We start from the raw sequence: 24,829 nt of genomic DNA on the forward strand, positions 1-24,829 counted from the left end.
GATATTGGACCATACATACACCAATATCGGTTTTATTCTGCATACAAGTGAGTATCCAAAGCGGCTTAATTTAACCCCATCAAATTAATCATCAATTAGGTAAATTTTCAGCTAATTTGTCCACCAATAAGCGCACTTTAGGTGATAAATGGCGATTGTGGGGATACAGTGCCCAAATCCCTTCTTTAGATTGCTGAAAAGGCTCAAGTAATACTTTAAGTTTACCTTCAGCTAATGCTTGGCTGACATAATAATCAGGCAGTTGCACTATGCCAAGCCCCCGGATAGCTGCGTCCAGTAAACTAAAGCCGCTGCTACAACGTAAGCGACCCTGCACTTTAATGCTCTTAATCTTACCTTGCTCAATAAATTGCCACAGAGGCTGACTGCCTATCAGGCAATTATGTTGGTTTAATTCAGACAAACTATAGGGTGCACCATAAGCCTCAATATAACTTGGCGCCGCACACACATACTGACGACGGTTGCTCAGGCGTTTAGCCATCATGCTCGAATCTCCAAGCTGGCCCAGTCGAATCGCTAAATCAAAACCGCCATCGATAAGATCTAACCTTTGATTAGTCAGCTCACATTGCACTTCGACTTGTGGGTATTGGGCCATAAAAGCAATCACGATTGGCATAATGTGAGTTTCACCATAAGTGACTGGCGCTGTCATTTTTATTAAGCCTTGTGGGGTATCTTTAAGGCTCGATATAGCGCGCTCTGCATCGTCTAACCCATTGAGTACCTGACGACAATGTCGATAATACACAGTGCCTTCATCAGTTAAGGCTACCTTGCGAGTGGTGCGATAAAACAACTTGGTGCTTAAACGATCTTCTAACTGACTGACCTGACGGCTGACCTGTGCAGTAGATATGCTGAGCCTTTTTGCTGCCGCAGTAAAACTCTCAGCTTCAGCCACAGCGACAAATTCAGAAATGCCTTCCCACTGCAACATTGTTACATCCTCGTAAAGGTTATTTGTTAAATAAGCCAATTATCATCTGACTATAAAGAAATACAATAGATAAATCGACTAAGGGCTAAACTTAGTCAGCTCACATTTAACCCTCACCATTAGGACATAATTATGACTGCACAATTTATCAAGTCTAAAGCCGCTATCGCTTGGGGCCCAGGACAAGCATTATCCGTAGAAGAAGTGGATGTGATGTATCCAAAAGCCGGTGAAGTAATGGTAAAAATAATTGCCACTGGTGTGTGCCATACTGATGCATTTACTTTATCGGGTGATGATCCTGAAGGGGTATTCCCAGCGATTCTAGGCCATGAAGGTGGTGGTATCGTTCATATGATTGGTGAGGGTGTAACTAGCGTGCAAGTGGGTGACCATGTTATTCCGCTATACACAGCTGAATGCGGTAAATGTAAATTCTGCACCTCAGGTAAAACCAATTTATGTAGCGCGGTACGTGAAACCCAAGGTAAAGGCTTAATGCCAGATGGCACCACACGTTTTTATAAAGATGGCCAACCGATATTTCATTACATGGGTTGCTCGACCTTCTCTGAATACACAGTATTACCCGAAATTTCGTTGGCAAAAGTCAACCCAAGCGCTCCCCTTGAAGAAGTGTGCTTGCTCGGTTGTGGCGTAACCACAGGCATGGGCGCCGTACTTAAAACGGCAAAAGTTCAACAAGGTGATACCGTGGCAATATTCGGCCTTGGTGGCATAGGCTTATCTGCTGTTATTGGCGCAACTATGGCTGGAGCCAGCCGCATTATCGGTGTTGATTTAAACGAATCTAAGTTTGAATTGGCTAAAAAACTTGGCGCCACAGAGTGTATTAATCCTAAAGATTTCGACAAACCCATTCAAGAAGTCATTGTTGAAATGACCGATGGCGGTGTGGACTTCTCCTTTGAGTGCATAGGTAATGTTAACGTAATGCGCAGCGCCTTAGAATGTTGCCATAAAGGCTGGGGTGAGTCTGTGATCATAGGTGTAGCTGGCGCAGGGCAAGAAATATCTACCCGTCCTTTCCAGTTGGTGACAGGTAGAGTCTGGCGTGGCAGTGCCTTTGGCGGCGTAAAAGGACGCAGTGAATTACCCGGTATCGTTGAGCAATACCTAAATGGTGATTTTAAGCTGGATCACTTTATTACTCATACAATGGGCCTTGAGGATATAAATCAAGCTTTTGATTTAATGCATAAAGGCGAAAGCATTCGTACCGTTATCCATTTCGATAAATAATCTACTGCCGCCCTAGCTCAATGCTAGGGCATAAAGGACAAGTCATGACTCTGGATAATATCAGCAGTAATAAAAGTTTTTCTGGTTGGCACAAGCAGTATCGCCATCATTCTCACAGCTTAAATTGCGCTATGCGATTTGCCATTTTTTTACCGCCTCAAGCCATGAATGAAAAAGTACCAGTACTCTATTGGCTATCTGGGCTTACCTGCACCGATGAAAATTTTATGCAAAAAGCGGGAGCCCAAAGACTCGCGGCACAACTTGGTATAGCTATTGTAGCGCCTGATACCAGCCCTCGTGGCGATGATGTGCCCGATTGCCCAGATGCTACTTATGACTTTGGTTTAGGTGCAGGCTTTTACGTTAATGCTACCCAAGCGCCGTTTAACACTCATTACCAAATGTACGATTACATAGTCAATGAATTGCCAAGCTTGATTGAAGCCCATTTCCCAGTGAACAACAAACGCAGTATTGCAGGCCACTCCATGGGCGGTCACGGTGCATTAACCATTGCCTTAAAAAATCCAACTCGCTACCAAAGTGTGTCGGCATTTAGCCCTATTTGTAACCCCATTAACAGTCCATGGGGCATAAAAGCCTTTAGCGGTTACCTAGGTAAAGACAAGCAAAATTGGTTGAACTATGACAGCTGTGAATTAATGAAAAAAAGCCATCATTTTGTGCCTGCGCTGGTGGACCAAGGCGAAGATGATAGCTTCCTTAAAGAGCAGCTAAAGCCTGAAAATCTACAGGCAGTAGCTAAAAACATCAACTACCCACTGAAGTTAAGAATGCAGCCAGGCTACGATCATAGCTATTATTTTATCGCTAGTTTTATCGAAGACCACCTACATTTTCATGCTAAACACTTAAGTTAATTTCCCTCCTGTTTAAGGCGTGCAAAGTCATCCTTTGCCGCCGCAGCCAGCTTCTGCATTAATAACATCTATGTCGTAGTTCGAATGACCTGTGCGCAATTAAAAACTTAGTTCCAACTTACCCCATAATACTGATAAATAAAAAATCACCTTCCATAGGCCATAATAGCGGCGACTACAGGGTCAATATCACCAATCCCCACAGACATGAGAAAACCTCCATAGCTAATACCTTCATTAAGATGCTGACCTCTGATTAACAAGATAAGCATGTACAGTCTCGAGATAAAACAGTTAATTCAGCTGTAGTTTTAGCCCAATCCTGCAGTTTTTCGTCAAATACTAACCAAGCACTAACAAGGTAAATACTGATGAACTTGAATATACCCAATAGGAATTCGGGTAAACTAGGCCATTAATCATTAGTAACGGACGTTTATATGGCAAAAATAGCCTTAATAGTAGGCACTACATTAGGTGGAACTGAGTATGTAGCCGATGATATGGCAGCTCAATTGGTCGAATTAGGCCATCAGGCTGAGGTTTATATGCAGGCAGAATTGATGAAATTATCAGCAGAATCTCTATGGTTAATTGTCAGTTCAACCCATGGTGCAGGTGAATTACCAGACAATATTAAGCCATTTTATGAACAGTTAATGGCAAGTGATCGCGATCTTCGCGGCTTAAAATTTGCCTTATGTGCCATCGGTGACTCTAATTACGATACTTTTTGTCATGGCCCTGAAAAAATAATTGATCAATTAAAACGACTAGGAGGCGATCCCTTTGTGGATAAGATCCAAATAGATATTCAGTCCACTCCCGTACCTGAAGAGCCAGCATTGGCTTGGTTAGCTCAATGGCAACATCTACTCAACTAATCCAGAACTGTTAATTTAAATATAAATACCCACAATTCAAACTACTCTTATCCACAAATTGTTATTTTAAATAATAAGTTTGTGGATAAGCTATTATTTTTAGCGATCATAACTCTGTACTTTTATGAGTCCGATCTGCACAAAGATCCACCTTGTGGATAAGTCGCTATTCTATCCCCACCTTATATCGAGTTTGATCGCTAACTGATCACAGGATCGAGTTCTTGTTATCTTATGATTATAAAGGATTTTTAGGGTTACACACAGAAAAGTGCGATCCTAATAGTAAACATAATAAAGAGATCTATATAAAGATCTTAAGATCTATTAAGCAAAACCTCTGCGATCAAACCAGTGAAATAGATCATTCACGTTCAGCAAAGCAAGTGCTAAAATACCTCCCTTACTCAATTTAAAATTGAACGATACTGTTAAGAAATCTAAGGTCGCATAATGCATTTTCACGAAAGGTTTGATGTTATTGTTGTAGGTGGTGGTCATGCCGGAACTGAAGCGGCATTAGCATCTGCAAGAATGGGCTCTAAAACACTCTTGCTAACTCACAACATAGATACGCTAGGACAGATGTCTTGTAATCCAGCCATAGGTGGGATTGGTAAGGGCCATTTAGTCAAAGAAATCGATGCATTGGGTGGCGCCATGGCAATAGCCACGGATTACGCAGGTATTCAATTTAGAACCCTAAACTCCAGTAAAGGCCCAGCAGTGCGAGCTACTCGTGCCCAAGCGGATCGTGCCTTGTATCGTCAAAAGATCCAACAAATTCTACAAAACCAACCAAACTTACGTATTTTCCAACAAGCCGTTGATGACTTAGTTGTTGAGAATAATCAAGTGGTTGGTGTGGTAACCCAAATGGGATTGGCCTTTGAATCACCAGCTGTAGTGTTAACCACGGGCACATTTTTAAGCGGTAAAATTCATATTGGTATGCAAAATTACAGTGGCGGCCGAGCTGGAGATCCACCAGCAATTGCATTAGCCAACCGCTTACGTGAATTGCCAATTCGTGTCGGACGTTTAAAAACCGGTACCCCACCACGAATCGATGCCAACAGTATAGATTTCTCTCAAATGACTGAGCAAAAAGGTGATACACCTTTACCTGTAATGTCATTTATTGGCAATGTAGAGCAGCATCCGCGACAAATTTCTTGTCATATCACTCATACCAATGAAAAAACTCACGATATTATTCGTGGTGGATTGGACAGAAGCCCTATGTATTCAGGGGTTATAGAAGGCATTGGCCCAAGATATTGTCCATCAATTGAAGATAAGATCCATCGCTTCGCTGATAAGACTTCTCATCAAATATTTATCGAACCAGAAGGCTTAAGCACCAACGAAATTTACCCAAATGGTATTTCAACTAGCTTACCTTTCGATGTGCAATTGAACTTAGTACGTTCAATTAAAGGCATGGAAAATGCTGAGATTATTCGCCCAGGCTATGCCATAGAATACGATTATTTTGATCCAAGAGATCTAAAAAACTCGTTAGAGACCAAAACCATCAATGGTTTGTTCTTTGCAGGACAAATCAACGGCACCACAGGCTACGAAGAAGCAGGTGCGCAAGGTTTATTGGCTGGCATGAATGCTTCATTGCAAGTGCAAGGCAAAGAGACTTGGTGTCCACGTCGCGATCAAGCTTATTTAGGCGTGTTAGTTGACGACCTATCAACATTAGGCACTAAAGAACCCTACCGCATGTTTACTAGTCGCGCGGAATACCGTTTATTGCTGCGTGAAGATAATGCCGATCTACGTTTAACTGAAAAAGGCCGTGAGCTTGGTTTAGTTGATGATGAACGCTGGGCTAAATTCTCTGAAAAGCGTGAATCTATAGAGCTTGAATTGCAGCGTTTACGTGGCCAATGGATCCACCCCAACTCACCTTTACTTGGGGTATTAAATCCTGAATTAAATACCCCTATTTCTCGTGAAGCATCTTTTGAAGACTTATTACGTCGTCCTGAAATGGATTATAAGAAATTAATGTCGTTAGAAGGTTTTGGCCCAGGTCTTGAAGATCCTAGTGCTGCAGAGCAAGTGCAAATTCAAGTTAAATACTCAGGTTATATTCAGCGCCAGCAAGATGAAATCGACAAGGCTATTCGCCATGAAAACTCTCTGTTGCCGTTAGATCTTGATTATCAAGAAGTGCCTGGGCTTTCTAATGAAGTGATTGCAAAGTTAAATAATCACAAACCAGATACCATAGGCCAAGCGTCAAGGATCTCGGGTATAACTCCTGCGGCAATTTCAATTTTGTTGGTTCACCTTAAAAAACGCGGTTTACTTCGCAAAACAGCTTAAAAACGAGGCTAAGTAACCCTCAATTCACTAAGGGAAGTCATAGGGCTTCCCTTAGTGCTTTTACGGCTTCATAATAGCTAACGACTGTTAATTTTACTTTACGAGGCTTTGCCGTGTTATCTTCCCAACTCAGTGCTTATTTAGCTGAAATGAACCTATCGGCCACTGAGCAACAACAGCGCCAATTGATTGGTTTTGTTGAAATGCTAAATAAATGGAATAAGGCCTATAATCTCACCTCGGTTCGTTTACCTGAACAAATGTTAATTCGTCATGTGATGGACAGTTTGGCTGTTTCTCCTTATCTTAGCGGTAACAGGTTTATCGATGTTGGCACAGGTCCAGGTTTACCCGGGATCCCGCTTGCTATTATGAATCCTAATAAAGAATTTGTGTTGCTCGACAGTTTAGGCAAGCGGATCCGTTTTCAAAAACAAGTGCAATTTGAACTTAAAATTAACAATATCAGTTCGATAGAAAGCCGTGTGGAAGCTTTTGAGCCTGAAAATAAATTTGACGGTGTACTCAGCAGAGCCTTTGCATCTGTGCAAGATATGTTAACTTGGTGTCATCACCTTCCTCATAGCGAAGGGACATTCTATGCCTTAAAAGGGCAGTTAAACCCAGCTGAACTTGACGCTATTCCTGAAGGATTTGAGCTGGTAGAGACCATAGTGCTGCACGTGCCCCAATTAGATGAACAGCGTCATTTATTAAAGCTTAGAAAAAAGCGCAGTTGATTCATCAAGTAATTTAGATTTAATCTATTGATATATAGAATAATTTAATAACAATTAAACAAGACAGGATGACATTGTGGGTAAAATCATTGCCGTAGCTAACCAGAAAGGTGGAGTTGGAAAAACAACAACTTGTGTCAACCTAGCCGCGTCTTTGGCTGCAACCAAACGTAAAGTGTTGCTGATTGACTTAGATCCCCAGGGTAATGCCACCATGGGCAGCGGCATTGATAAATACGAGGTTGAACATACTGCCTACGACTTATTAGTGGAAGATAAACCTTTCGATGACATTGTCGTCAAAAATACTGTTGGTAAGTATGATCTTATTGCTGGTAACGGCGATGTAACAGCTGCAGAAATTAAGCTGATGGAATTTTACGCGCGTGAAGTTCGCTTGCGTAATGCTCTTGCGCCGATTAAAGATAATTACGATTATATTTTTATTGATTGTCCGCCATCATTAAACATGCTCACAGTAAATGCCATGTCGGCGGCTGACTCTGTACTTGTACCTATGCAGTGTGAATACTATGCCCTCGAAGGATTGACAGCACTGATAGATACCATTTCCAAATTAGCCGCTATGGTTAACCCTGGGTTAACCATAGAAGGCATTTTACGCACTATGTACGATCCCCGTAACCGCTTATCTAATGATGTCTCAGACCAACTGAAACAACATTTCGGCGACAAAGTGTATCGTACTGTTATTCCAAGAAATATCCGTTTAGCAGAAGCCCCTAGTTTTGGTGCCCCAGCAATGTATTACGATAAAACCAGTGCTGGGGCTAAAGCCTATTTAGCCCTTGCGGGTGAAATTATTCGCCGCGCAGAGCAAACCAACACTAAACAGGCGTAAGGAAGAATAATGACGTTAAAAAAACGCGGTTTAGGTAAAGGTTTAGATGCTTTACTTAGCCACAGTAATGCGGCCAGCCGTAAATCAGAACAACAAGAACAAGCAAACGCTGATCCTATTGATGGCAAACTTATTGAGCTAGATTTAGATTTATTGCAGCCAGGTAAATATCAGCCACGACGCGATATGTCGCCAGACGCTTTAGAAGAACTCGCTGAATCTATTCGCTCTCAAGGTGTAATTCAGCCGATTGTTGTGCGAAAAATAGGTAGTGGTCAATATGAGATTATTGCTGGTGAACGCCGTTGGCGTGCAGCACAATTAGCTCAGTTAGATAAAATTCCTTGTTTAGTTAAGCAAGTCGCCGATGAATCTGCAGTGGCTATCGCCCTGATTGAAAACATTCAGCGTGAAGATCTCAATGCCATGGAAGAGGCGGTTGCTCTTAATCGTTTATTAGAAGAGTTTGAATTAACTCACCAACAAGTGGCCGATGCTGTCGGTAAATCACGGGCAAGTGTGTCTAATCTATTGCGATTAAATAGCTTAAATGAACCTGTTAAACGTTTGTTGGAAAATGGCGATATTGACATGGGGCATGCCCGTGCTTTATTGGCGATTGAAGGTGATGAACAAACAGAACTTGCGCGTTTAGTTGCATCTAAAGACATGACTGTTCGCGAAACGGAACGTTTAGTCAATAAAGCCCTTTCACCGAGCAAAACTGTGGAATCTAAAGAAAAAGATCATGATGTTAGTCGTCTAGAGCAGAGCTTAGTTGAACGATTAGGTGCAAAGGTATCTATTAATCATAGCGCTAAAGGTACAGGTAAGATTGTTATCAATTATCAAAACTTAGGTGAACTTGACGGAATTCTTGCCAAAATAGGTTAGAAACCGTTTGTTTTATAAATAATCAACAACCTACTTAATGAGTGAAAATCTGTTATTTTTGGTTTTTAACACGATTTTCACTCAAATGTCGCACTTTTCCCCCTCTCAAAGTTGCATTGAAAGCTTGAAAAGGTATACTTTCGCAAGCTTTTTGTGCATGACTTTATTCGGATATTGAGTCCGGTCATCGAAACAAAAAGTATTAATGCGGAGAAGATCCATTGAGCAAAGTTTTAGCACATCGTGGCCGATTGTCAGCCTATAAGCTAGTGATGGCACAGGCGGTGGTGGCTGGATTTGTATCGATAGTCTTTTTCGCCGTGTGGGGAGTTCAGTTTGGCTGCTCTGCTTTGGCAGGTGGTTCAATTGCTGTACTCCCTAATTTTGTATTCGCAACCCTGGCCTTCTCTCATATGGGAGCAAGTTCATCGGCAAAAGTCGTTAAGACTTTTTACTGGGGGGAAGCGGTAAAGTTGCTGTTAACCATTGCGATGTTCTCACTGGCGTTTATCAAGCTAGAGGTGGTATTTATGCCGCTTTTTGTTTGCTACACACTGGCGTTAATCGTGCATTGGACGGCTCCTTTATACTTCAAGCAAAGTTAAGTGGGATGAATCATGGCTGCAACTGGTGACGCGTTAACACCGCAGGGCTATATCCAGCACCACCTTACTAACCTATCGGTTGGTGAAGGCTTTTGGACATGGCACATTGATTCGTTGCTCTTTTCGGTTGGTCTTGGCGTATTGTTCCTGTGGATTTTCCGCAGCGTTGGTAAGAAAGCGACTACCGGTGTTCCTGGTAAACTTCAGTGTTTTATCGAGATGATCGTTGAGTTCGTTGATGCTAGCGTGAAAGAAACTTTCCATGGCCGCAATCCTGTGATTGCACCTTTAGCTCTGACAATTTTCGTCTGGGTATTCATGATGAACTTCATGGATATGATCCCAGTAGATTGGTTACCTTCATTAGCAGCGCTTGCTGACGTAGAGTACCTAAAAGTTGTTCCGAGTACTGACGTTAACATTACCTTCAGCTTAGCTTTAGGTGTGTTTGTGCTGATTATTTACTACAGCATTAAAGTCAAAGGTGTGTCTGGTTTTGTGAAAGAACTGACGCTACAGCCCTTTAACCATTGGGCAATGATACCCGTCAACCTCTTGTTAGAATCTGTTACCTTGATTGCAAAACCAATTTCATTGGCATTGCGTCTGTTTGGTAACTTATACGCAGGTGAGTTGATCTTCATTCTTATTGCGCTTATGTATGGTGCTAACTGGGCTATTGCCACTCTAGGTATAGGTTTACAACTAGGTTGGTTAATTTTCCACATATTAGTTATCACGCTACAAGCATTTATTTTCATGATGTTAACCATTGTTTATTTAAGCATGGCTCATGAAGATCATTAAGAATTGCTGAAGAAATTTTTAAACTAAATTATCTAACTAACATAGATTTAGATACTGGAGATACAGATGGAAACGATTTTAGGCATGACAGCTATCGCTGTTGCTTTGCTGATTGGTATGGGTGCGTTAGGTACTGCAATCGGTTTCGGCTTACTAGGTGGCAAGTTCTTGGAAGGCGCTGCGCGTCAACCAGAGATGGCTCCTATGCTACAAGTTAAAATGTTCATCGTTGCTGGTCTTCTAGACGCTGTAACCATGATCGGTGTTGGTATTGCGTTATACATGCTATTTACCAACCCATTGGGTGCAATGCTATAACAAACGCTTCTGTCTTAACTATTAATAGGAGGCTGTTGTGAATTTCAACGCTACCCTAATCGGACAGTCGGTCGCCTTTTTAATCTTCGTGTGGTTCTGCATGAAGTTTGTATGGCCACCTTTGATGAATGCCATCGAAGAACGCCAAAAAAGGATTGCTGATGGATTGGCTGATGCCGATCGTGCAGTAAAAGACCTAGAGTTGGCTCGCTCAAAAGCGACTGATCAACTAAAAGAAGCCAAAGCGACGGCTAACGAAATTATTGAGCAAGCTAACAAGCGCAAAGCTCAAATCGTTGACGAAGCTAAAGCTGAAGCAGACGCTGAGCGTGCAAAAATTATCGCTCAGGGTAAAGCAGAAATTGAAGCCGAACGTAATCGCGTGAAAGAAGATCTGCGCAAGCAAGTTGCTACTCTTGCCATTCTTGGTGCAGAGAAGATTCTTGAGCGTTCGATTGATCCAGCCGCCCACAGTGACATAGTTAATAAACTTGTTGCTGAAATTTGATAAGGAGTTGAGTTATGGCTGAATTAACCACCATCGCTCGCCCTTACGCAAAGGCAGCTTTTGATTTTGCTATTGAAAATAATGCCGTTGATAGCTGGGCAGAAATGCTCAACTTTACCGCATTGGTAAGTGAAAACGAATCAATGAAGCCATTATTAGCTGGCGGTTTAGCCAGTGGCAAACTTGCAGCACTGTTTATCAGTGTGTGCGGTGAGCAAATTAATACGCAAGGTCAAAACCTGATAAAGGTAATGGCTGAAAACGGTCGCTTAGAGGTACTAACTGCTGTATCCGAGTTATTTACTGGATACCGCAACGAGTGGGCAAAAGAAGTTGAGGCCTCAGTGGTTTCAGCTATTGAGCTTAGCTCTGAGCAACAACAGCAAGTTAGTGTTTCTTTAGAGAAACGTCTCGCACGCAAAGTAAAGCTGAATTGCAGCACAGATGCCACGCTAATCGCGGGTATGATCATTAGAGCAGGCGACTTAGTCATAGATGGCTCAGTCAGCGGTCAGTTGGCCCGCCTCTCTGATAAGCTGCAATCGTAATTGGGAGTTTGAGCATGCAACTGAATTCCACTGAAATCAGCGATCTGATTAAACAGCGGATCGAGCAGTTCGAAGTCGTTAGTGAAGCTCGCAACGAAGGTACTATCGTTGCAGTAAGTGACGGCATCATCCGCATTAACGGCCTAGCCGATGTAATGCAAGGTGAAATGATCGAACTGCCTGGTAACCGTTATGCAATCGCGTTGAACTTAGAACGTGATAGCGTCGGTGCCGTAGTAATGGGCTCGTATGCCGGTTTGGCAGAGGGCGTAAAAGTTAAGACTACTGGTCGTATTCTGGAAGTTCCAGTTGGCCGTGGTCTGTTAGGTCGCGTACTTAACACTCTAGGTGAGCCTATTGATGGAAAAGGACCTGTCGACAACGACGGTTATTCTCCAATCGAAGTCATCGCCCCTGGTGTTATTGAGCGTCAATCAGTTGATGAGCCAGTGCAAACCGGTTATAAGACTGTTGACTCCATGATCCCTATCGGTCGTGGCCAACGCGAATTGGTAATTGGTGACCGTCAGACTGGTAAAACAGCACTGGCGATTGATGCCATTATCAATCAGAACAATTCAGATATTAAGTGTGTATACGTCGCTATTGGTCAGAAAGCTTCTACCATAGCAAACGTTGTACGCAAACTAGAAGAGCACGGCGCGTTGGCTAACACCATAGTTGTTGTTGCTACTGCTTCTGAAGCAGCTGCATTGCAGTATCTAGCACCATATTCTGGTTGTTCTATGGGTGAATACTTCCGTGATCGCGGTGAAGATGCACTAATAGTTTATGATGATTTGTCTAAGCAAGCAGTTGCTTACCGTCAAATATCATTGCTACTTAAGCGTCCACCAGGCCGTGAAGCTTACCCAGGCGATGTATTCTATCTACATTCTCGTTTACTTGAGCGTGCTTCACGCGTAAACGCGAACTATGTTGAAAAGTTTACCAAGGGTGCAGTAACAGGTAAAACCGGTTCGTTAACCGCATTGCCTATTATTGAAACTCAAGCGGGTGACGTATCTGCATTCGTACCGACCAACGTAATTTCTATTACAGATGGTCAGATCTTCCTTGAGACTGACTTGTTTAACTCAGGACTTCGTCCTGCTGTTAACCCTGGTATTTCTGTTTCTCGTGTTGGTGGTGCGGCTCAGACTAAGATCATCAAGAAACTGTCTGGTGGTATTCGTACTGCACTAGCACAGTATCGAGAGCTTGCTGCGTTCTCACAGTTTGCATCAGATCTTGACGATGCAACTCGTGCTCAATTAGAGCATGGTGAGCGTGTTACCGAACTTATGAAACAAAAGCAATATGCTCCAATGAGCGTAGCTGCGCAGGCTGTGGTTATTTACGCAGCTGAAAAAGGCTACCTTAAGAGTGTTGCGCTGAATAAGATCGGTCACTTCGAAGCCGCTCTGCTCTCGTTCATGAACAGCGAGCACGCTGCCCTGATGAATAACATCAACGCTACCGGCGATTACAATGCCGATATCGAAGGTGAAATCAAGGCTGGTCTCGACAAGTTCGTGGCGACCCAAACCTGGTAAACATTTGCGAGGTGTCTTAAGACACCTCAGGTCCAGATTGGAGAGTAGAGATGGCCGGCGCTAAAGAGATTAAAACCAAGATCGCGAGTGTTAAAAACACTCAAAAGATCACGTCCGCCATGGAAATGGTGGCAGCCAGCAAAATGCGCAGAGCGCAGGAACGCATGGCTGCAAGCCGTCCATACGCGGAAAGCATGCGTAAGGTAATCGGTCACGTAGCGCAAGGTTCTCTCGAGTTTAAACACCCCTATTTAGAGGTGAGAGAGGCTAAGCGGGTTGGTTACATTGTTGTAGCAACCGACCGTGGCCTTTGTGGTGGTCTAAACGTCAACCTTTTCAAAAAGGTGATTTTAGACGTGAAAAACTGGAAAGCCGAAGGTGCAGAAGTTGAATTTTGCCCCATTGGTGCGCGCAGCGTACAGTTTTTCAAAAGTTTTGGCGGTCAGGTATCTGCACACGCTTCAGGTTTAGGCGATGCTCCAAAGCTCGCTGACTTGATCGGTACAGTACGTGTAATGCTACAAGCTTACAACGAAGGCAAGCTGGATCGTTTGTATGTGGTATTTAACAAATTCGTTAATACCATGACACAAACTCCTGTGATCGAGCAGCTGCTACCTTTGCCGAAATCTGCAGACGATGTGAAGTCTCATCGCTGGGATTACATTTACGAACCGGATCCAAAAGACATTTTGGAAACATTATTGGTTCGTTATGTGGAATCTCAAGTGTATCAAGGCGTTGTTGAAAACCTTGCTTCTGAACAAGCTGCCCGTATGGTAGCGATGAAAGCGGCAACGGATAACGCTGGTGATATGATAGATGGCCTTCAGTTGGTCTATAACAAGGCCCGTCAGGCTGCGATTACGCAGGAACTGTCGGAAATTGTTTCAGGTGCCTCTGCAGTTTAGGTTAGGTAACGAATACAAGTTTTAGAGGATTAATCATGAGCACAGGTACTGTTGTCCAAGTGATTGGCGCGGTTGTGGACGTAGAGTTTCCACAAGATGCCGTACCTCAAATATATGACGCTCTTAAGATCACTGGCGAAGGCGCTTGTAAAGGCTTAGTGCTGGAAGTTCAGCAACAGCTTGGTGGTGGTGTAGTTCGTACCATCGCTATGGGCTCTTCTGATGGTTTGCGTCGTGGTCTTGAGGTTGTAAACACAGGTTCACCAATTTCTGTTCCGGTAGGGGCTGCGACCCTTGGCCGTATCATGAACGTATTGGGTGAGCCTATTGATGAGTGTGGCGAAATTGGTGAAGAAGAACGTTATGTTATTCACCGTGCCGCCCCCTCATATGAAGATCAATCTAGCTCTACTGAGCTTTTAGAAACTGGTATCAAGGTTATTGACCTTGTATGTCCGTTTGCTAAGGGTGGTAAAGTAGGTCTGTTTGGTGGTGCGGGTGTTGGTAAAACAGTTAACATGATGGAACTGATTAACAACATCGCTAAAGCCCACTCGGGTCTTTCTGTTTTCGCAGGTGTAGGTGAGCGTACTCGTGAGGGTAACGACTTCTACTACGAAATGAAAGATTCTGGTGTTCTCGATAAAGTGGCCATGGTTTATGGTCAGATGAACGAGCCACCGGGTAACCGTTTGCGTGTAGCACTGTCTGGTCTAACTATGGCAGAGAAGTTCCGTGACGAAGGTCGTGACGTACTGTTGTTTGTTGACAACATCTACCGTTATACCTTAGCCGGTACTGAAGTATCTGCATTGCTAGGTCGTATGCCTTCAGCAGTAGGTTATCAGCCAACATTGGCAGAAGAGATGGGCGTTCTTCAAGAACGTATCACTTCAACCAAGTCAGGTTCGATCACTTCTGTTCAAGCGGTATACGTACCTGCGGATGACTTAACAGATCCATCACCAGCAACAACCTTCGCTCACTTAGATGCGACTGTTGTACTATCACGTCAAATTGCTTCGCTAGGTATTTACCCAGCGGTTGACCCATTGGATTCGACTTCACGTCAGTTAGATCCACAGGTAGTAGGTCAAGAGCATTATGATGTTGCTAACGGTGTACAGACTGTATTACAGCGTTACAAAGAGCTGAAAGACATCATCGCTATTTTGGGTATGGACGAATTATCTGATGAAGATAAAACGGCTGTGGCACGCGCACGTAAAATCGAGCGTTTCTTGTCACAACCATTCCACGTAGCAGAAGTCTTCACAGGATCTCCAGGTAAGTACGTTTCTCTTAAAGACACCATCCGTGGCTTCAAGGGACTGCTAGAAGGTGAGTTCGATCACATTCCAGAGCAAGCGTTCTACATGGTTGGCTCAATCGACGAAGCTGTCGAAAAAGCGAACAAAAAGAAATAATTAAGTAATATACTTAGTTTCTTAAGGAGAACCTATGGCAGCCATGACAGTACAGCTTGATATTGTTAGTGCAGAAGGCGGTATATTCAGCGGTCGTGTGTCACATCTACAAGTGACCGGCTCTGAAGGTGAACTAGGCATTATGCATGGTCACGCCCCTCTGATTAGTAAAATTAAGCCTGGCATGGCGCGTGTTACCAAGCAAGACGGTAGCGAAGAAGTGTTTTATCTTTCAGGTGGTATCCTGGAAGTGCAGCCCTCTTCAGCCTCTGTCCTTGCTGATGTGGTATTGCGTGCCGATGACATTGATGAGAAAGCGGCAATCGAAGCTAAGAATCGCGCAGAGGCCCATATGGCTGATGCTGGTACTGACTTTGATTACCAAGCAGCACTGATTGAAATTGCTAAGGCAACCGCTCAATTACGTGTACTTGAGACCATCAAGAAGAACATTGCCAGATAAGGTTATTGTTGGAAAAAAGCGGTGTTTCTTAATTGAAACACCGCTTTTTTGTTTTTACAGCCTAAATAATAACTTATAACGGCATTTGTTTTACAATCTAGGCGTATGTTATTAGTATAACTATTAATTAACACTCAAAGGCTGTGGCTATCTCATTGAACAGTAAGTTTATCATCGGGCGTTATATCTATTGTACTCAAGAGAGGTTTCTCTACCTCGATGGTGAGTCAATAAACATTGAGCCAAAAATGGCTGACGTACTGGATTATTTGTTACTTAATACCGAACGTTATGTCCCTTTGCAAGAGCTGCATGATGAGGTATGGGTCGGGCGTATTGTCACGGATACTGCTGTAAGGCGAGTCGTCAGTCGTTTACGGGCCTTGATTGAAGCTGATCCTAGTCAACCTGAAATCATCAAATCCCTACCCAAACGGGGCTATCGACTTTTTTCTATGCCAGCATCCGCCGAATTTGCCAGTAAACATCTTGAAGCGAGTCCTGTTGAACCTCCATTTATTTCATCGCCATTTGAGCCAACTACTGTTCCCATCAACGACGTCGATACTGATGTTACTGAACAAGTTAAATCGTCTACAGTAGAAAAAATTGACGCTAAAGAAGCGATAAGCTTCCCTGCGGAAAAGAACAACTATAAGGGGTTAATGCTCATCATTGGCTTAGTATTACTGTGCTGTTTAGGTGCTTTTTATTTTCTAAAACAACCTAATAACTTAGAGCCTCATGTTGATAAGACTGAGTTTCAAGCAACCGAGCTAGTATTGAGTCATTTTGATACCTTACCACTTAATTCACGTTTACTGGCTATCTCGAAAAATGGCGAGTTGGCATTTTATGAGCAAAATCGTGAAGATGGCAGCTACGATTTATTTCTACATAAAATAAAGCAAGGCAAGCAGTGGAGCATAGCAAATAATTTAATTAGTGCGGGTTATGCAGACTTCGTTGAAAATGATACCGCCATCTTGTTCTCATTCAACTCGGGCACAGCAACCGAAGGTAGTCTGCAGTTATGGCATTTAAACGAAGTTAATCAAGTCAGTCGCCAGCGGCTGTTAATTTCAGATATTCAAGGTACAACTTCGATTATTTTGGGGGAACAACCCAATTCGGCATTTGTTTCTATAACTACCTTAGTAGATGAAAAAGCCAGGAGCGAGTATCAGTTTATTAGCTGGGATGAAGACACTCTAATCGAAAAAAAGCAAATTACTTCGACTTATAATGGTCAAAGCATGGATATTTATGGCTCGCTCTCAGCGGATTACCAATATTTAGCTTATTTGCGCAAAACCCGATTAGATCATGAGCAAGAAATTCAAATATTAGAACTCGCAACGGGAAAAATAACCAAAAGGATTCCTTGGCGACAGCAAACTCGAGCTTTGGTTTGGCAAGATGTAGAAACACTACTGGTATTAAACAAGCAAAACATTACCAGTATCAACATCGATACCGACAATAAAACTGAGTTATTTGTGCATCTCTATGGCTATTTTTGGCAAATGTACTTGCTGAACAATAAAATTTATATATATAAGAGAGAGCCGCAGACGCGTCGCTATACAGAATTGGCAATAGTCGATGGAGTTACTCATAATATACGGAGAGAACGACCTTCCAATTCTGTTTCCATTAACATTAGTAAATATAATAATCAAGAATGGTATGAGGTGACTAAGGAGGGCGATAAGTACTATTTAGTGCTAATTAATCTGGACAATCCTGAGCAAGGTAAGAGATTATTTTATTCAGAAGAGTATTTTATACTGATGGATCAGTCATTAAGCGGAAATATATTGCTTAAAGTGGGCGACAGAGTTGGTGTGCTAAAACCGAATGGTGAGATAGCGTTTATCAATAGCGAGCAGCAAATACTGGATGATGCGGTGTTCGACAGAGATGGGGTTAATATTATCTACAGTCAATCTAATGATAATTCATGGTCCATTAATTTATTCGATGTTAAATCAAAAAAATCTAAATTTATTCGCCAAGGCTATAAGGGCGCTCGTGTCTCTGATGAGTTATATGTTTTTTGGCGAGAAGATGGTGAACTATTTAAAGCAAAAAACCTCACGGGTGAACTACAGCCTTTATCAGTTAAAGCTAATCTGTTTTTTCCTCCTATTTGGGGGGTAGCTTATCCGGACCTTTATTGGCTTGACTTTTTTTTGGGGCAACTTGTGCTTTATAAATTTAATTTAGAAACTAATAGCAAGGAATTGGTTGAAACAGATTTTATTAATGGGCTTGAATTTAACATTAACAAAAATGGCGAGCAGCTTATCATTGATGGGTTTAGTGATGCAACCTCTGAGATTTATATCATTGATAGTAAAGAAAAAAACAAGAGTGGTAATGGTTTTGTTATGTAGAAATCATGTTTAAGTTGTTCTTTATGCTTATATTTATGGTTTAATTGCTAAGTATATAAAATAACAGCTTAACTTGAGGTTTTTATGAAAAAAATAATTTTCGCTCTACTACTTACACCATTGTTGTCTTTTTCTAGCTTAGCTACCGACACTCCTCCAACTAACACTTCCGGCACGGATAATACTCCTAACAGTGGTAGTGGTAGCTGCCAGAGTGTACCCACCTTATGTGAAAAACATTTATAACATGCAATACCTACTCAAGATTCAATCTCAAATCAATGAGTTGGGATCCCTTGGGCAAATAAGTGAGTTTTTAAGCGATTTAGGGCAAGACTTTAATTATTTGAGTTGTAGCTTGTTGCTTAGAAACAATCTTTTGGCCAGTAAAGCATTGGGTAGACAGTCTAAATCTCTTCAGAATTGCCTATATGGTAATTTTGATGGGGTTTGGGCTCAACTTCCTAAAGCGAATATTCCTCAGTGGGTGATATTATCTGGTGTTGCCTATCTTGCTTGTGCCTTCAATCAAGGCGCCGCGGTAATTTTAATTGAACCTAAGCAATTATTAACCGCTGAGCAAAAACAAGCGACAGCACTATTTTGGCAGTTATTGGCATCACCTCTGTCTGAATGTGTACAGCGCGTACTTGTGGGTGATGAATCTCCTTTTACTCAAGCTGAGATAGCCTGTATTCAGTGGACCGCCGACTGTAAAACTCCTCAAGAAATTAGTTTGTTGCTCACTATAAGCGAGCAAGACGTTAATGATCATATTCAACATAGCCTGCAAAAAACTGGTGTCAGTCATATTAGTCAATTAATCGGCTTTTGCCGTCAATGGGGCTTGTTAACTTATTAAGCCACCGCTACTCCTGCTCCTTTAACTCGTTGTTTACCAACGTCCTCAATTATTTTCCCTGTGCTAATTTCCCTGCACTAAAAAATGTACCGCCAGAGTAGCATTCATCGAACCAAGCAGTAAAAAGGTCTGCTATAACTGAATGTCACGAATGTCGATTTTAATGTGATTGCTATTATGGTTTTACAATAACAGTAATTAAATTATTGAAAATTAACTGTGTTATAGCCTTGTCACACCTATATCATTGCTTTGTAGTTACCTCTATTAAGTTTTTGGTTTTATATAAGCTTCCCGAGTTTGGATAGGATATAAAGCGATGAACTGCAATCAATCTAGTACACCTTCATTGGTTAACCATATGTCCAATGGGCTAATTGAGTTAATTAGCTTGGCTGAATTAGATGCCATTATGCTGACCATGCTAACACCAGGAATAAAAAGCCGAACGCAGGTTAATTGTCTTGGATTAACACAACAGAATGGTGCAGATAGCGAATATCTTAAAAGCTAACCCATTACTTTGAGATATTTTCTGTAGTAATTTTTAGTTGGTGAATATTGTTTTTCTCCCCCCCGAATAAGGGGGCAATTTGATTTTGATGTATTGTTCCTTGTTAGCGCAAATAGAACCTACGGATCCTAAGTCATTTTGCCCCCACCCCTCTGCAAAAATTCCTGCTCTTATTTCGCTTTTAGCTTTTTTTCCGTTAACATTGGCACCATTATTGAGCCTCGATTATTGAAGGAAGTCCCATGTCGTTAAATGTTGTGATCTTAGCTGCCGGAAAAGGCACTCGGATGCGCTCAGATTTGCCTAAGGTTTTGCATCCTATAGCCCATAAAAGCATGGTGCAGCATGTTATCGACACTGCGAATTCTTTGGGTAGCAAGGCGATTCAGCTGGTTTATGGTTATGGTGCGCAGATGCTTAAGACCCGTCTTGGCGAACAAGCGGTTAATTGGGTATTACAGGCTGAACAGCTGGGCACTGGCCATGCAGTAGCCCAAGCTAGCCCAAACATTAATGACGATGACACTGTGCTTATTCTCTATGGCGATGTGCCGCTTATTCAGCAATCAACGCTTAATGCTTTATTAGATGCTCGCACTCAAGGTGGTATGGCTATTTTAACCGTTGATTTGCCTAACCCTACTGGTTATGGCCGCATAGTGCGAGTTGACGGTAAAGTGGTGGGGATTATCGAGCAAAAAGATGCTAATGAAGAACAACTGCAAATAACTGAAGTGAATACCGGCATTATGGCGGTACCAGGTAAAGCTTTAAAGACTTGGTTAAGCCGCTTATCCAACAGCAATGCCCAGGGCGAATATTATTTAACTGATATTGTTGCCATGGCTCATGAAGATGGTGTCGCTATCGCTACAGCACAGCCACAATCGGCCATCGAAGTGGAAGGGGCTAACAATAGAGTGCAGCTTGCTCAGCTTGAACGCGCTTATCAGGCTCGCGCCGCTGAAAAATTAATGCTTGAAGGAGCTAATTTACGCGACCCTAACCGTATTGATATTCGTGGTGACGTGAGCGTTGGCATGGATGTGATGATAGATATCAATGTGATATTCGAAGGCAAGGTCGTGCTAGGCAATAACGTCACCATCGGTGCCGGTGCCATATTAATCGATTGCGAGATTGCCGATAACGCTGAAATCAAGCCTTACAGTATTATTGAAGGTGCCAAGCTTGGACAAGCCGCCAGCGCAGGGCCTTTCGCGCGCTTGCGTCCAGGGGCTGAACTTAAGCAAGATGCCCACGTTGGGAATTTTGTCGAAATTAAGAAAGCTGTTTTAGGGGTTGGCTCAAAGGCGGGTCATCTAGCTTATATAGGTGATGCCAAAATAGGCGCTGGTGTGAACATAGGTGCAGGCACTATTACTTGTAATTATGATGGTGTGAACAAGCATTTAACCGTGATTGAAGATGATGTCTTTGTTGGTAGTGACACTCAACTGGTTGCTCCTGTGACCATAAGTAAAGGTGCGACTCTAGGTGCAGGCTCTACTATTACTAAAGATGTGGCTGAAAATGAGTTAGTGATCACTCGCGTCAAGCAACGTCATATTCAAGGTTGGCAGCGACCAGTTAAAATAACTAAGTAATCTTCCACTTTCAAAACCTCAACAAAATATTGAATAAAAAGCCTCCAAATAGCATGGGGGCTTTTTTGTGCTTTTATTTCACCAAGCAGTAAAAAACACTGGATAAAGTTTCATTTGTCGCTAGAATATGTTTCGTTTCGAAACTTATATGAAAGACAATAGCCTAAATGACCAAACGTAACACTCAGCAGCGACGACATTCGATCATAAAGCTTGTGAATGACCAAGGCGAAGTCAGCGTTGATGAGTTGGCCAGCTTGTTTTCAACCTCAGAAGTGACCATACGTAAAGATTTGGCCAGTTTGGAAACCCATGGGTTACTGTTACGTCGTTACGGCGGTGCCGTGCCTGTGCCACAAGAAATGACCCAAATAGCCAGTGAAAAACTGTCATCGAATAAGCAAGCTATCGCCACTGAAGCGGCCAAGCTAATACGGGATCATAACCGTATTATTATCGATAGCGGCAGCACCACATCTGGCATAGTGCAGCAATTAAATGGTAAGCGCGGCTTAGTGGTGATGACCAACTCGCTACAGCTGGCTAATGCGATTCATGAACTCGAGCATGAGCCCACCTTATTGATGACCGGTGGCACTTGGGACCCACATTCGGAGTCCTTTCAAGGCCAAGTGGCCGAGCAAGTATTGCGCTCATATAATTTTGACCAGCTTTTTATTGGCGCAGACGGTATCGATCTCGCCCGTGGCACGACCACCTTTAATGAACTCACTGGCCTTAGCAAGGTGATGGCAGAAATGTCCCGTGAAGTGGTGGTGTTACTGGAGTCGACCAAGATAGGTCGTAAAATTCCCAATTTGGAACTGCCTTGGGGGGTTGTCGATGTATTAGTTACCGACGACAGAATATCTCCTGAAGCCATTAATACTATTACAGCTCAGGGCGTGAAGGTCATCCTTTCTGCCTATGTGAGCTAAATTAAACACAAGATCAGATAATCAAGGAAATTACTATGTGCGGAATCGTTGGCGCTGTTGCGCAAAGGGATGTAGCTGAAATTTTAGTCGAAGGCCTGCGCCGTTTAGAATATCGCGGTTATGACTCAGCTGGTGTTGCTGTTATTAATAATGGTGAGTTAAGCCGCACTCGACGTGTGGGTAAGGTGCAGGAATTAACTTCAGCTTTAGCTGACGCACCGTTAATGGGCGGAACAGGTATTGCTCATACTCGTTGGGCGACCCATGGTGAACCAAGTGAGCGTAATGCCCACCCTCATGTATCAGAAGGCGATATTGCCGTGGTGCATAACGGTATTATTGAAAACCACAATAAGCTACGCGACATGCTTAAGGGCCTTGGCTATACCTTCTCGTCAGACACTGACACCGAAGTGATTTGCCACTTAGTTCACCATGAACTAAAAACCGCGGCGACGCTAGTTGCTGCAGTACAAGCGACGGTAAAACAGCTTGAAGGCGCTTATGGCACAGTAGTTATCGATCGCCGTGACAGCGAGCGCATGGTTGTGGCGCGCTCAGGCAGTCCGTTAGTGATAGGTTTTGGCCTAGGTGAAAACTTTGTTGCTTCCGATCAGCTTGCTTTACTGCCAGTTACTCGTAACTTTGCCTTCCTAGAAGAAGGTGATGTTGCCGAAGTGACACGTCGCAGCGTGGCAATATTTGATCTTAACGGTAATCCTGTTGAGCGCGAAGTGAAAGAATCTGATGTCACCCATGATGCGGGCGACAAGGGCGAATATCGCCATTATATGCTTAAAGAAATTTACGAGCAGCCAATGGCGTTAGCGCGCACCATAGAGGGGCGCATCGCTAATAAGCAAGTGTTAGACACCGCCTTTGGTGACAATGCTGCCGAGTTCTTAAAAGACATCAAACACGTACAGATTATTGCCTGTGGTACTAGTTACCATGCGGGTATGGCGGCGCGTTACTGGTTAGAAGACTGGGCAGGGGTCTCTTGTAACGTGGAAATCGCCTCAGAGTTTCGCTATCGCAAGTCTCACCTATTCCCAAATAGCTTATTAGTGACGATTTCTCAGTCAGGTGAAACAGCCGATACCTTAGCCGCCATGCGCCTTGCAAAAGAAATGGGTTACAAGGCCACATTGACTATCTGTAATGCACCGGGCTCATCTTTAGTGCGTGAATCAGACATGGCTTACATGATGAAAGCTGGCGCCGAAATTGGTGTGGCATCAACCAAAGCCTTTACCGTGCAATTAGCGGGTCTATTGATGCTAACGGCGGTGATTGGTCGCCACAATGGCATGTCTGCGCAAATGCAGGCTGAGATCACTCAAAGCTTATTGTCTATGCCTGCCAAAGTAGAGCAAGCCTTAGGTTTAGATGATGCCATCGCCGAGCTTGCAGAAGACTTTGCTGACAAACACCACGCACTATTCTTAGGTCGCGGCGATCAATACCCCATTGCTATGGAAGGTGCGCTTAAGCTTAAGGAAATTTCTTATATTCACGCAGAAGCTTACGCCTCTGGCGAATTAAAGCACGGTCCATTGGCGCTAATCGATGCCGATATGCCTGTGATAGTGGTGGCCCCTAATAACGAATTATTAGAAAAACTTAAGTCAAACGTGGAAGAAGTCCGAGCTCGTGGCGGTTTGATGTATGTGTTCGCCGATAAAGACGCAGAGTTTAAGTCTGACGACACAATGAAAGTGATCCCAGTGCCACACTGCGATATTTTCATGGCACCGCTTATGTACACTATTCCGCTACAGTTATTGTCTTATCATGTTGCCTTAATCAAGGGCACAGACGTAGATCAACCACGTAACCTAGCAAAGTCAGTGACGGTTGAATAAAACATCGATTAATTTGTAATTGTCACAAAAAAAAGGCTTCTTCGGAAGCCTTTTTGTTTTCTGCTGTTTAGGTGTTAGATTGCTATAACCTTCTGATGATATGTTGTTTTTTATTACCTGAATCAAGATGTCGCGATAGTGGCGGCATTATGACGTCACCGACAGCCATATTTTGTAGGCATAATTTTCTCGAAGCAGGAGTTCGAAGTAGGGAACTCGAAGCAATGAACTTAAACAGGGCGAAAGGGATTTAGCATGATAGTGCGCAGACTTAGAGATAAAAAAAATTGGTCACAGGAGCTGTTAGCTACAATTGCAGGTTTAAGCCTGAGAACAATTCAACGAGTTGAGGCAGGGAATAATGCCAGCATGGAAACGCTTAAGTCACTTTCCGCTGTTTTTGACGTTGATATTTCAATATTAACAGAGGAAATTACCGTGATAGATAAAAATTCAGCAAGTTGGAAAGCAGAACCTTGGATAGTGAGGTTTTTTCTTTTAGACGTAAAAAGACGTACCCATATGGTCTATTTGGAATATGGGTGAGGGCGTTCGAAATTCTGTGTCAGGTTAAGTTTAAATTTCGAGCACGCTGTCTAAACGTCCTTCAAAATAAATCGCTAACTGAGATAGACAAAGGCTCCAATTGTGAATGGGCATTGTCCAT

At 42.9% G+C, this 24,829-nt stretch carries 23 protein-coding genes; 22 read left to right on the plus strand and 1 reads right to left on the minus strand.

Annotated elements, in window-relative coordinates:
* Positions 1–91 precede the first annotated feature (91 nt).
* Positions 92–964, minus strand: a complete 873-nt coding sequence (locus tag H5073_RS10470; RefSeq protein WP_182679531.1) for a LysR substrate-binding domain-containing protein — start codon at positions 962–964, stop codon at positions 92–94.
* A gap of 132 nt (positions 965–1,096) precedes the next feature.
* On the opposite strand from H5073_RS10470, the gene H5073_RS10475 reads away from it, so the two are divergent.
* The 22 genes from H5073_RS10475 to H5073_RS10580 all read left to right on the plus strand — a co-directional run bounded on the left by H5073_RS10475 (position 1,097) and on the right by H5073_RS10580 (position 24,708).
* Positions 1,097–2,227, plus strand: a complete 1,131-nt coding sequence (locus H5073_RS10475; RefSeq protein WP_182679532.1) for an S-(hydroxymethyl)glutathione dehydrogenase/class III alcohol dehydrogenase — start codon at positions 1,097–1,099, stop codon at positions 2,225–2,227.
* A 44-nt stretch (positions 2,228–2,271) separates the two neighbouring features.
* Positions 2,272–3,111 carry an S-formylglutathione hydrolase gene (gene fghA / locus H5073_RS10480; RefSeq protein ID WP_182679533.1) on the plus strand — a complete coding sequence of 280 codons (840 nt, stop codon included), beginning with the start codon at positions 2,272–2,274 and terminating at the stop codon, positions 3,109–3,111.
* A gap of 440 nt (positions 3,112–3,551) precedes the next feature.
* Positions 3,552–3,995, plus strand: coding sequence for an FMN-binding protein MioC (mioC, locus tag H5073_RS10485; RefSeq protein WP_182679534.1), 444 nt, complete (start codon positions 3,552–3,554; stop codon positions 3,993–3,995).
* Between the two features lie 453 nt (positions 3,996–4,448).
* Positions 4,449–6,338 (plus strand): tRNA uridine-5-carboxymethylaminomethyl(34) synthesis enzyme MnmG, encoded by a 1,890-nt coding sequence (gene mnmG / locus H5073_RS10490; protein ID WP_182679535.1) that lies wholly within the window; start codon positions 4,449–4,451, stop codon positions 6,336–6,338.
* 113 nt (positions 6,339–6,451) lie between these two features.
* The gene (gene rsmG, locus H5073_RS10495; RefSeq protein ID WP_182679536.1) at positions 6,452–7,078 is read left to right on the plus strand and encodes a 16S rRNA (guanine(527)-N(7))-methyltransferase RsmG; all 627 of its coding nucleotides are present in this window, start codon (positions 6,452–6,454) and stop codon (positions 7,076–7,078) included.
* Between the two features lie 76 nt (positions 7,079–7,154).
* Entirely contained in the window at positions 7,155–7,940 is a 786-nt protein-coding gene (locus H5073_RS10500) for a ParA family protein (RefSeq protein WP_182679537.1), read from the plus strand.
* A gap of 9 nt (positions 7,941–7,949) precedes the next feature.
* A complete protein-coding gene (locus tag H5073_RS10505) occupies positions 7,950–8,834 on the plus strand; it encodes a ParB/RepB/Spo0J family partition protein (RefSeq protein ID WP_182679538.1) in 885 nt (294 codons plus the stop codon).
* A 221-nt stretch (positions 8,835–9,055) separates the two neighbouring features.
* On the plus strand, positions 9,056–9,439 hold the full coding sequence (locus H5073_RS10510; RefSeq protein WP_182679539.1) for an ATP synthase subunit I: 384 nt from the start codon (positions 9,056–9,058) through the stop codon (positions 9,437–9,439).
* Between the two features lie 12 nt (positions 9,440–9,451).
* Positions 9,452–10,246 carry a F0F1 ATP synthase subunit A gene (atpB, locus tag H5073_RS10515; protein WP_182679540.1) on the plus strand — a complete coding sequence of 265 codons (795 nt, stop codon included), beginning with the start codon at positions 9,452–9,454 and terminating at the stop codon, positions 10,244–10,246.
* Between the two features lie 66 nt (positions 10,247–10,312).
* Complete coding sequence (gene atpE / locus H5073_RS10520; protein ID WP_011498168.1) at positions 10,313–10,564, plus strand: F0F1 ATP synthase subunit C; 252 nt, start codon at positions 10,313–10,315, stop codon at positions 10,562–10,564.
* Between the two features lie 37 nt (positions 10,565–10,601).
* On the plus strand, positions 10,602–11,072 hold the full coding sequence (gene atpF, locus H5073_RS10525; protein WP_011498167.1) for a F0F1 ATP synthase subunit B: 471 nt from the start codon (positions 10,602–10,604) through the stop codon (positions 11,070–11,072).
* A 14-nt stretch (positions 11,073–11,086) separates the two neighbouring features.
* Positions 11,087–11,620: a F0F1 ATP synthase subunit delta gene (gene atpH, locus H5073_RS10530; protein WP_182679541.1), complete on the plus strand. Its 534-nt coding sequence runs from the start codon at positions 11,087–11,089 to the stop codon at positions 11,618–11,620.
* Positions 11,621–11,634: 14 nt separating this feature from the next.
* Entirely contained in the window at positions 11,635–13,176 is a 1,542-nt protein-coding gene (gene atpA, locus H5073_RS10535; RefSeq protein ID WP_182679542.1) for a F0F1 ATP synthase subunit alpha, read from the plus strand.
* 50 nt (positions 13,177–13,226) lie between these two features.
* Complete coding sequence (gene atpG / locus H5073_RS10540) at positions 13,227–14,087, plus strand: F0F1 ATP synthase subunit gamma (protein WP_182679543.1); 861 nt, start codon at positions 13,227–13,229, stop codon at positions 14,085–14,087.
* 35 nt (positions 14,088–14,122) lie between these two features.
* A complete protein-coding gene (gene atpD / locus H5073_RS10545) occupies positions 14,123–15,514 on the plus strand; it encodes a F0F1 ATP synthase subunit beta (RefSeq protein WP_182679544.1) in 1,392 nt (463 codons plus the stop codon).
* 34 nt (positions 15,515–15,548) lie between these two features.
* The gene (locus tag H5073_RS10550) at positions 15,549–15,977 is read left to right on the plus strand and encodes a F0F1 ATP synthase subunit epsilon (protein WP_182679545.1); all 429 of its coding nucleotides are present in this window, start codon (positions 15,549–15,551) and stop codon (positions 15,975–15,977) included.
* Between the two features lie 143 nt (positions 15,978–16,120).
* Positions 16,121–18,376, plus strand: a complete 2,256-nt coding sequence (locus H5073_RS10555; RefSeq protein WP_310734246.1) for a winged helix-turn-helix domain-containing protein — start codon at positions 16,121–16,123, stop codon at positions 18,374–18,376.
* Positions 18,377–18,623: 247 nt separating this feature from the next.
* On the plus strand, positions 18,624–19,238 hold the full coding sequence (locus tag H5073_RS10560) for a helix-turn-helix transcriptional regulator (protein WP_182679547.1): 615 nt from the start codon (positions 18,624–18,626) through the stop codon (positions 19,236–19,238).
* Positions 19,239–19,994: 756 nt separating this feature from the next.
* Positions 19,995–21,359 (plus strand): bifunctional UDP-N-acetylglucosamine diphosphorylase/glucosamine-1-phosphate N-acetyltransferase GlmU, encoded by a 1,365-nt coding sequence (gene glmU, locus H5073_RS10565; protein ID WP_182679548.1) that lies wholly within the window; start codon positions 19,995–19,997, stop codon positions 21,357–21,359.
* 167 nt (positions 21,360–21,526) lie between these two features.
* The gene (locus H5073_RS10570; protein WP_182679549.1) at positions 21,527–22,297 is read left to right on the plus strand and encodes a DeoR/GlpR family DNA-binding transcription regulator; all 771 of its coding nucleotides are present in this window, start codon (positions 21,527–21,529) and stop codon (positions 22,295–22,297) included.
* 35 nt (positions 22,298–22,332) lie between these two features.
* A complete protein-coding gene (gene glmS, locus H5073_RS10575) occupies positions 22,333–24,162 on the plus strand; it encodes a glutamine--fructose-6-phosphate transaminase (isomerizing) (RefSeq protein ID WP_182679550.1) in 1,830 nt (609 codons plus the stop codon).
* 255 nt (positions 24,163–24,417) lie between these two features.
* A complete protein-coding gene (locus tag H5073_RS10580) occupies positions 24,418–24,708 on the plus strand; it encodes a helix-turn-helix domain-containing protein (protein ID WP_182679551.1) in 291 nt (96 codons plus the stop codon).
* Positions 24,709–24,829 lie beyond the last annotated feature (121 nt).

Origin of the sequence: Shewanella sp. SR44-3 (genome assembly GCF_014163735.1) — a bacterium.
In the GTDB taxonomy this organism is placed as follows: Bacteria; Pseudomonadota; Gammaproteobacteria; order Enterobacterales; family Shewanellaceae; genus Shewanella.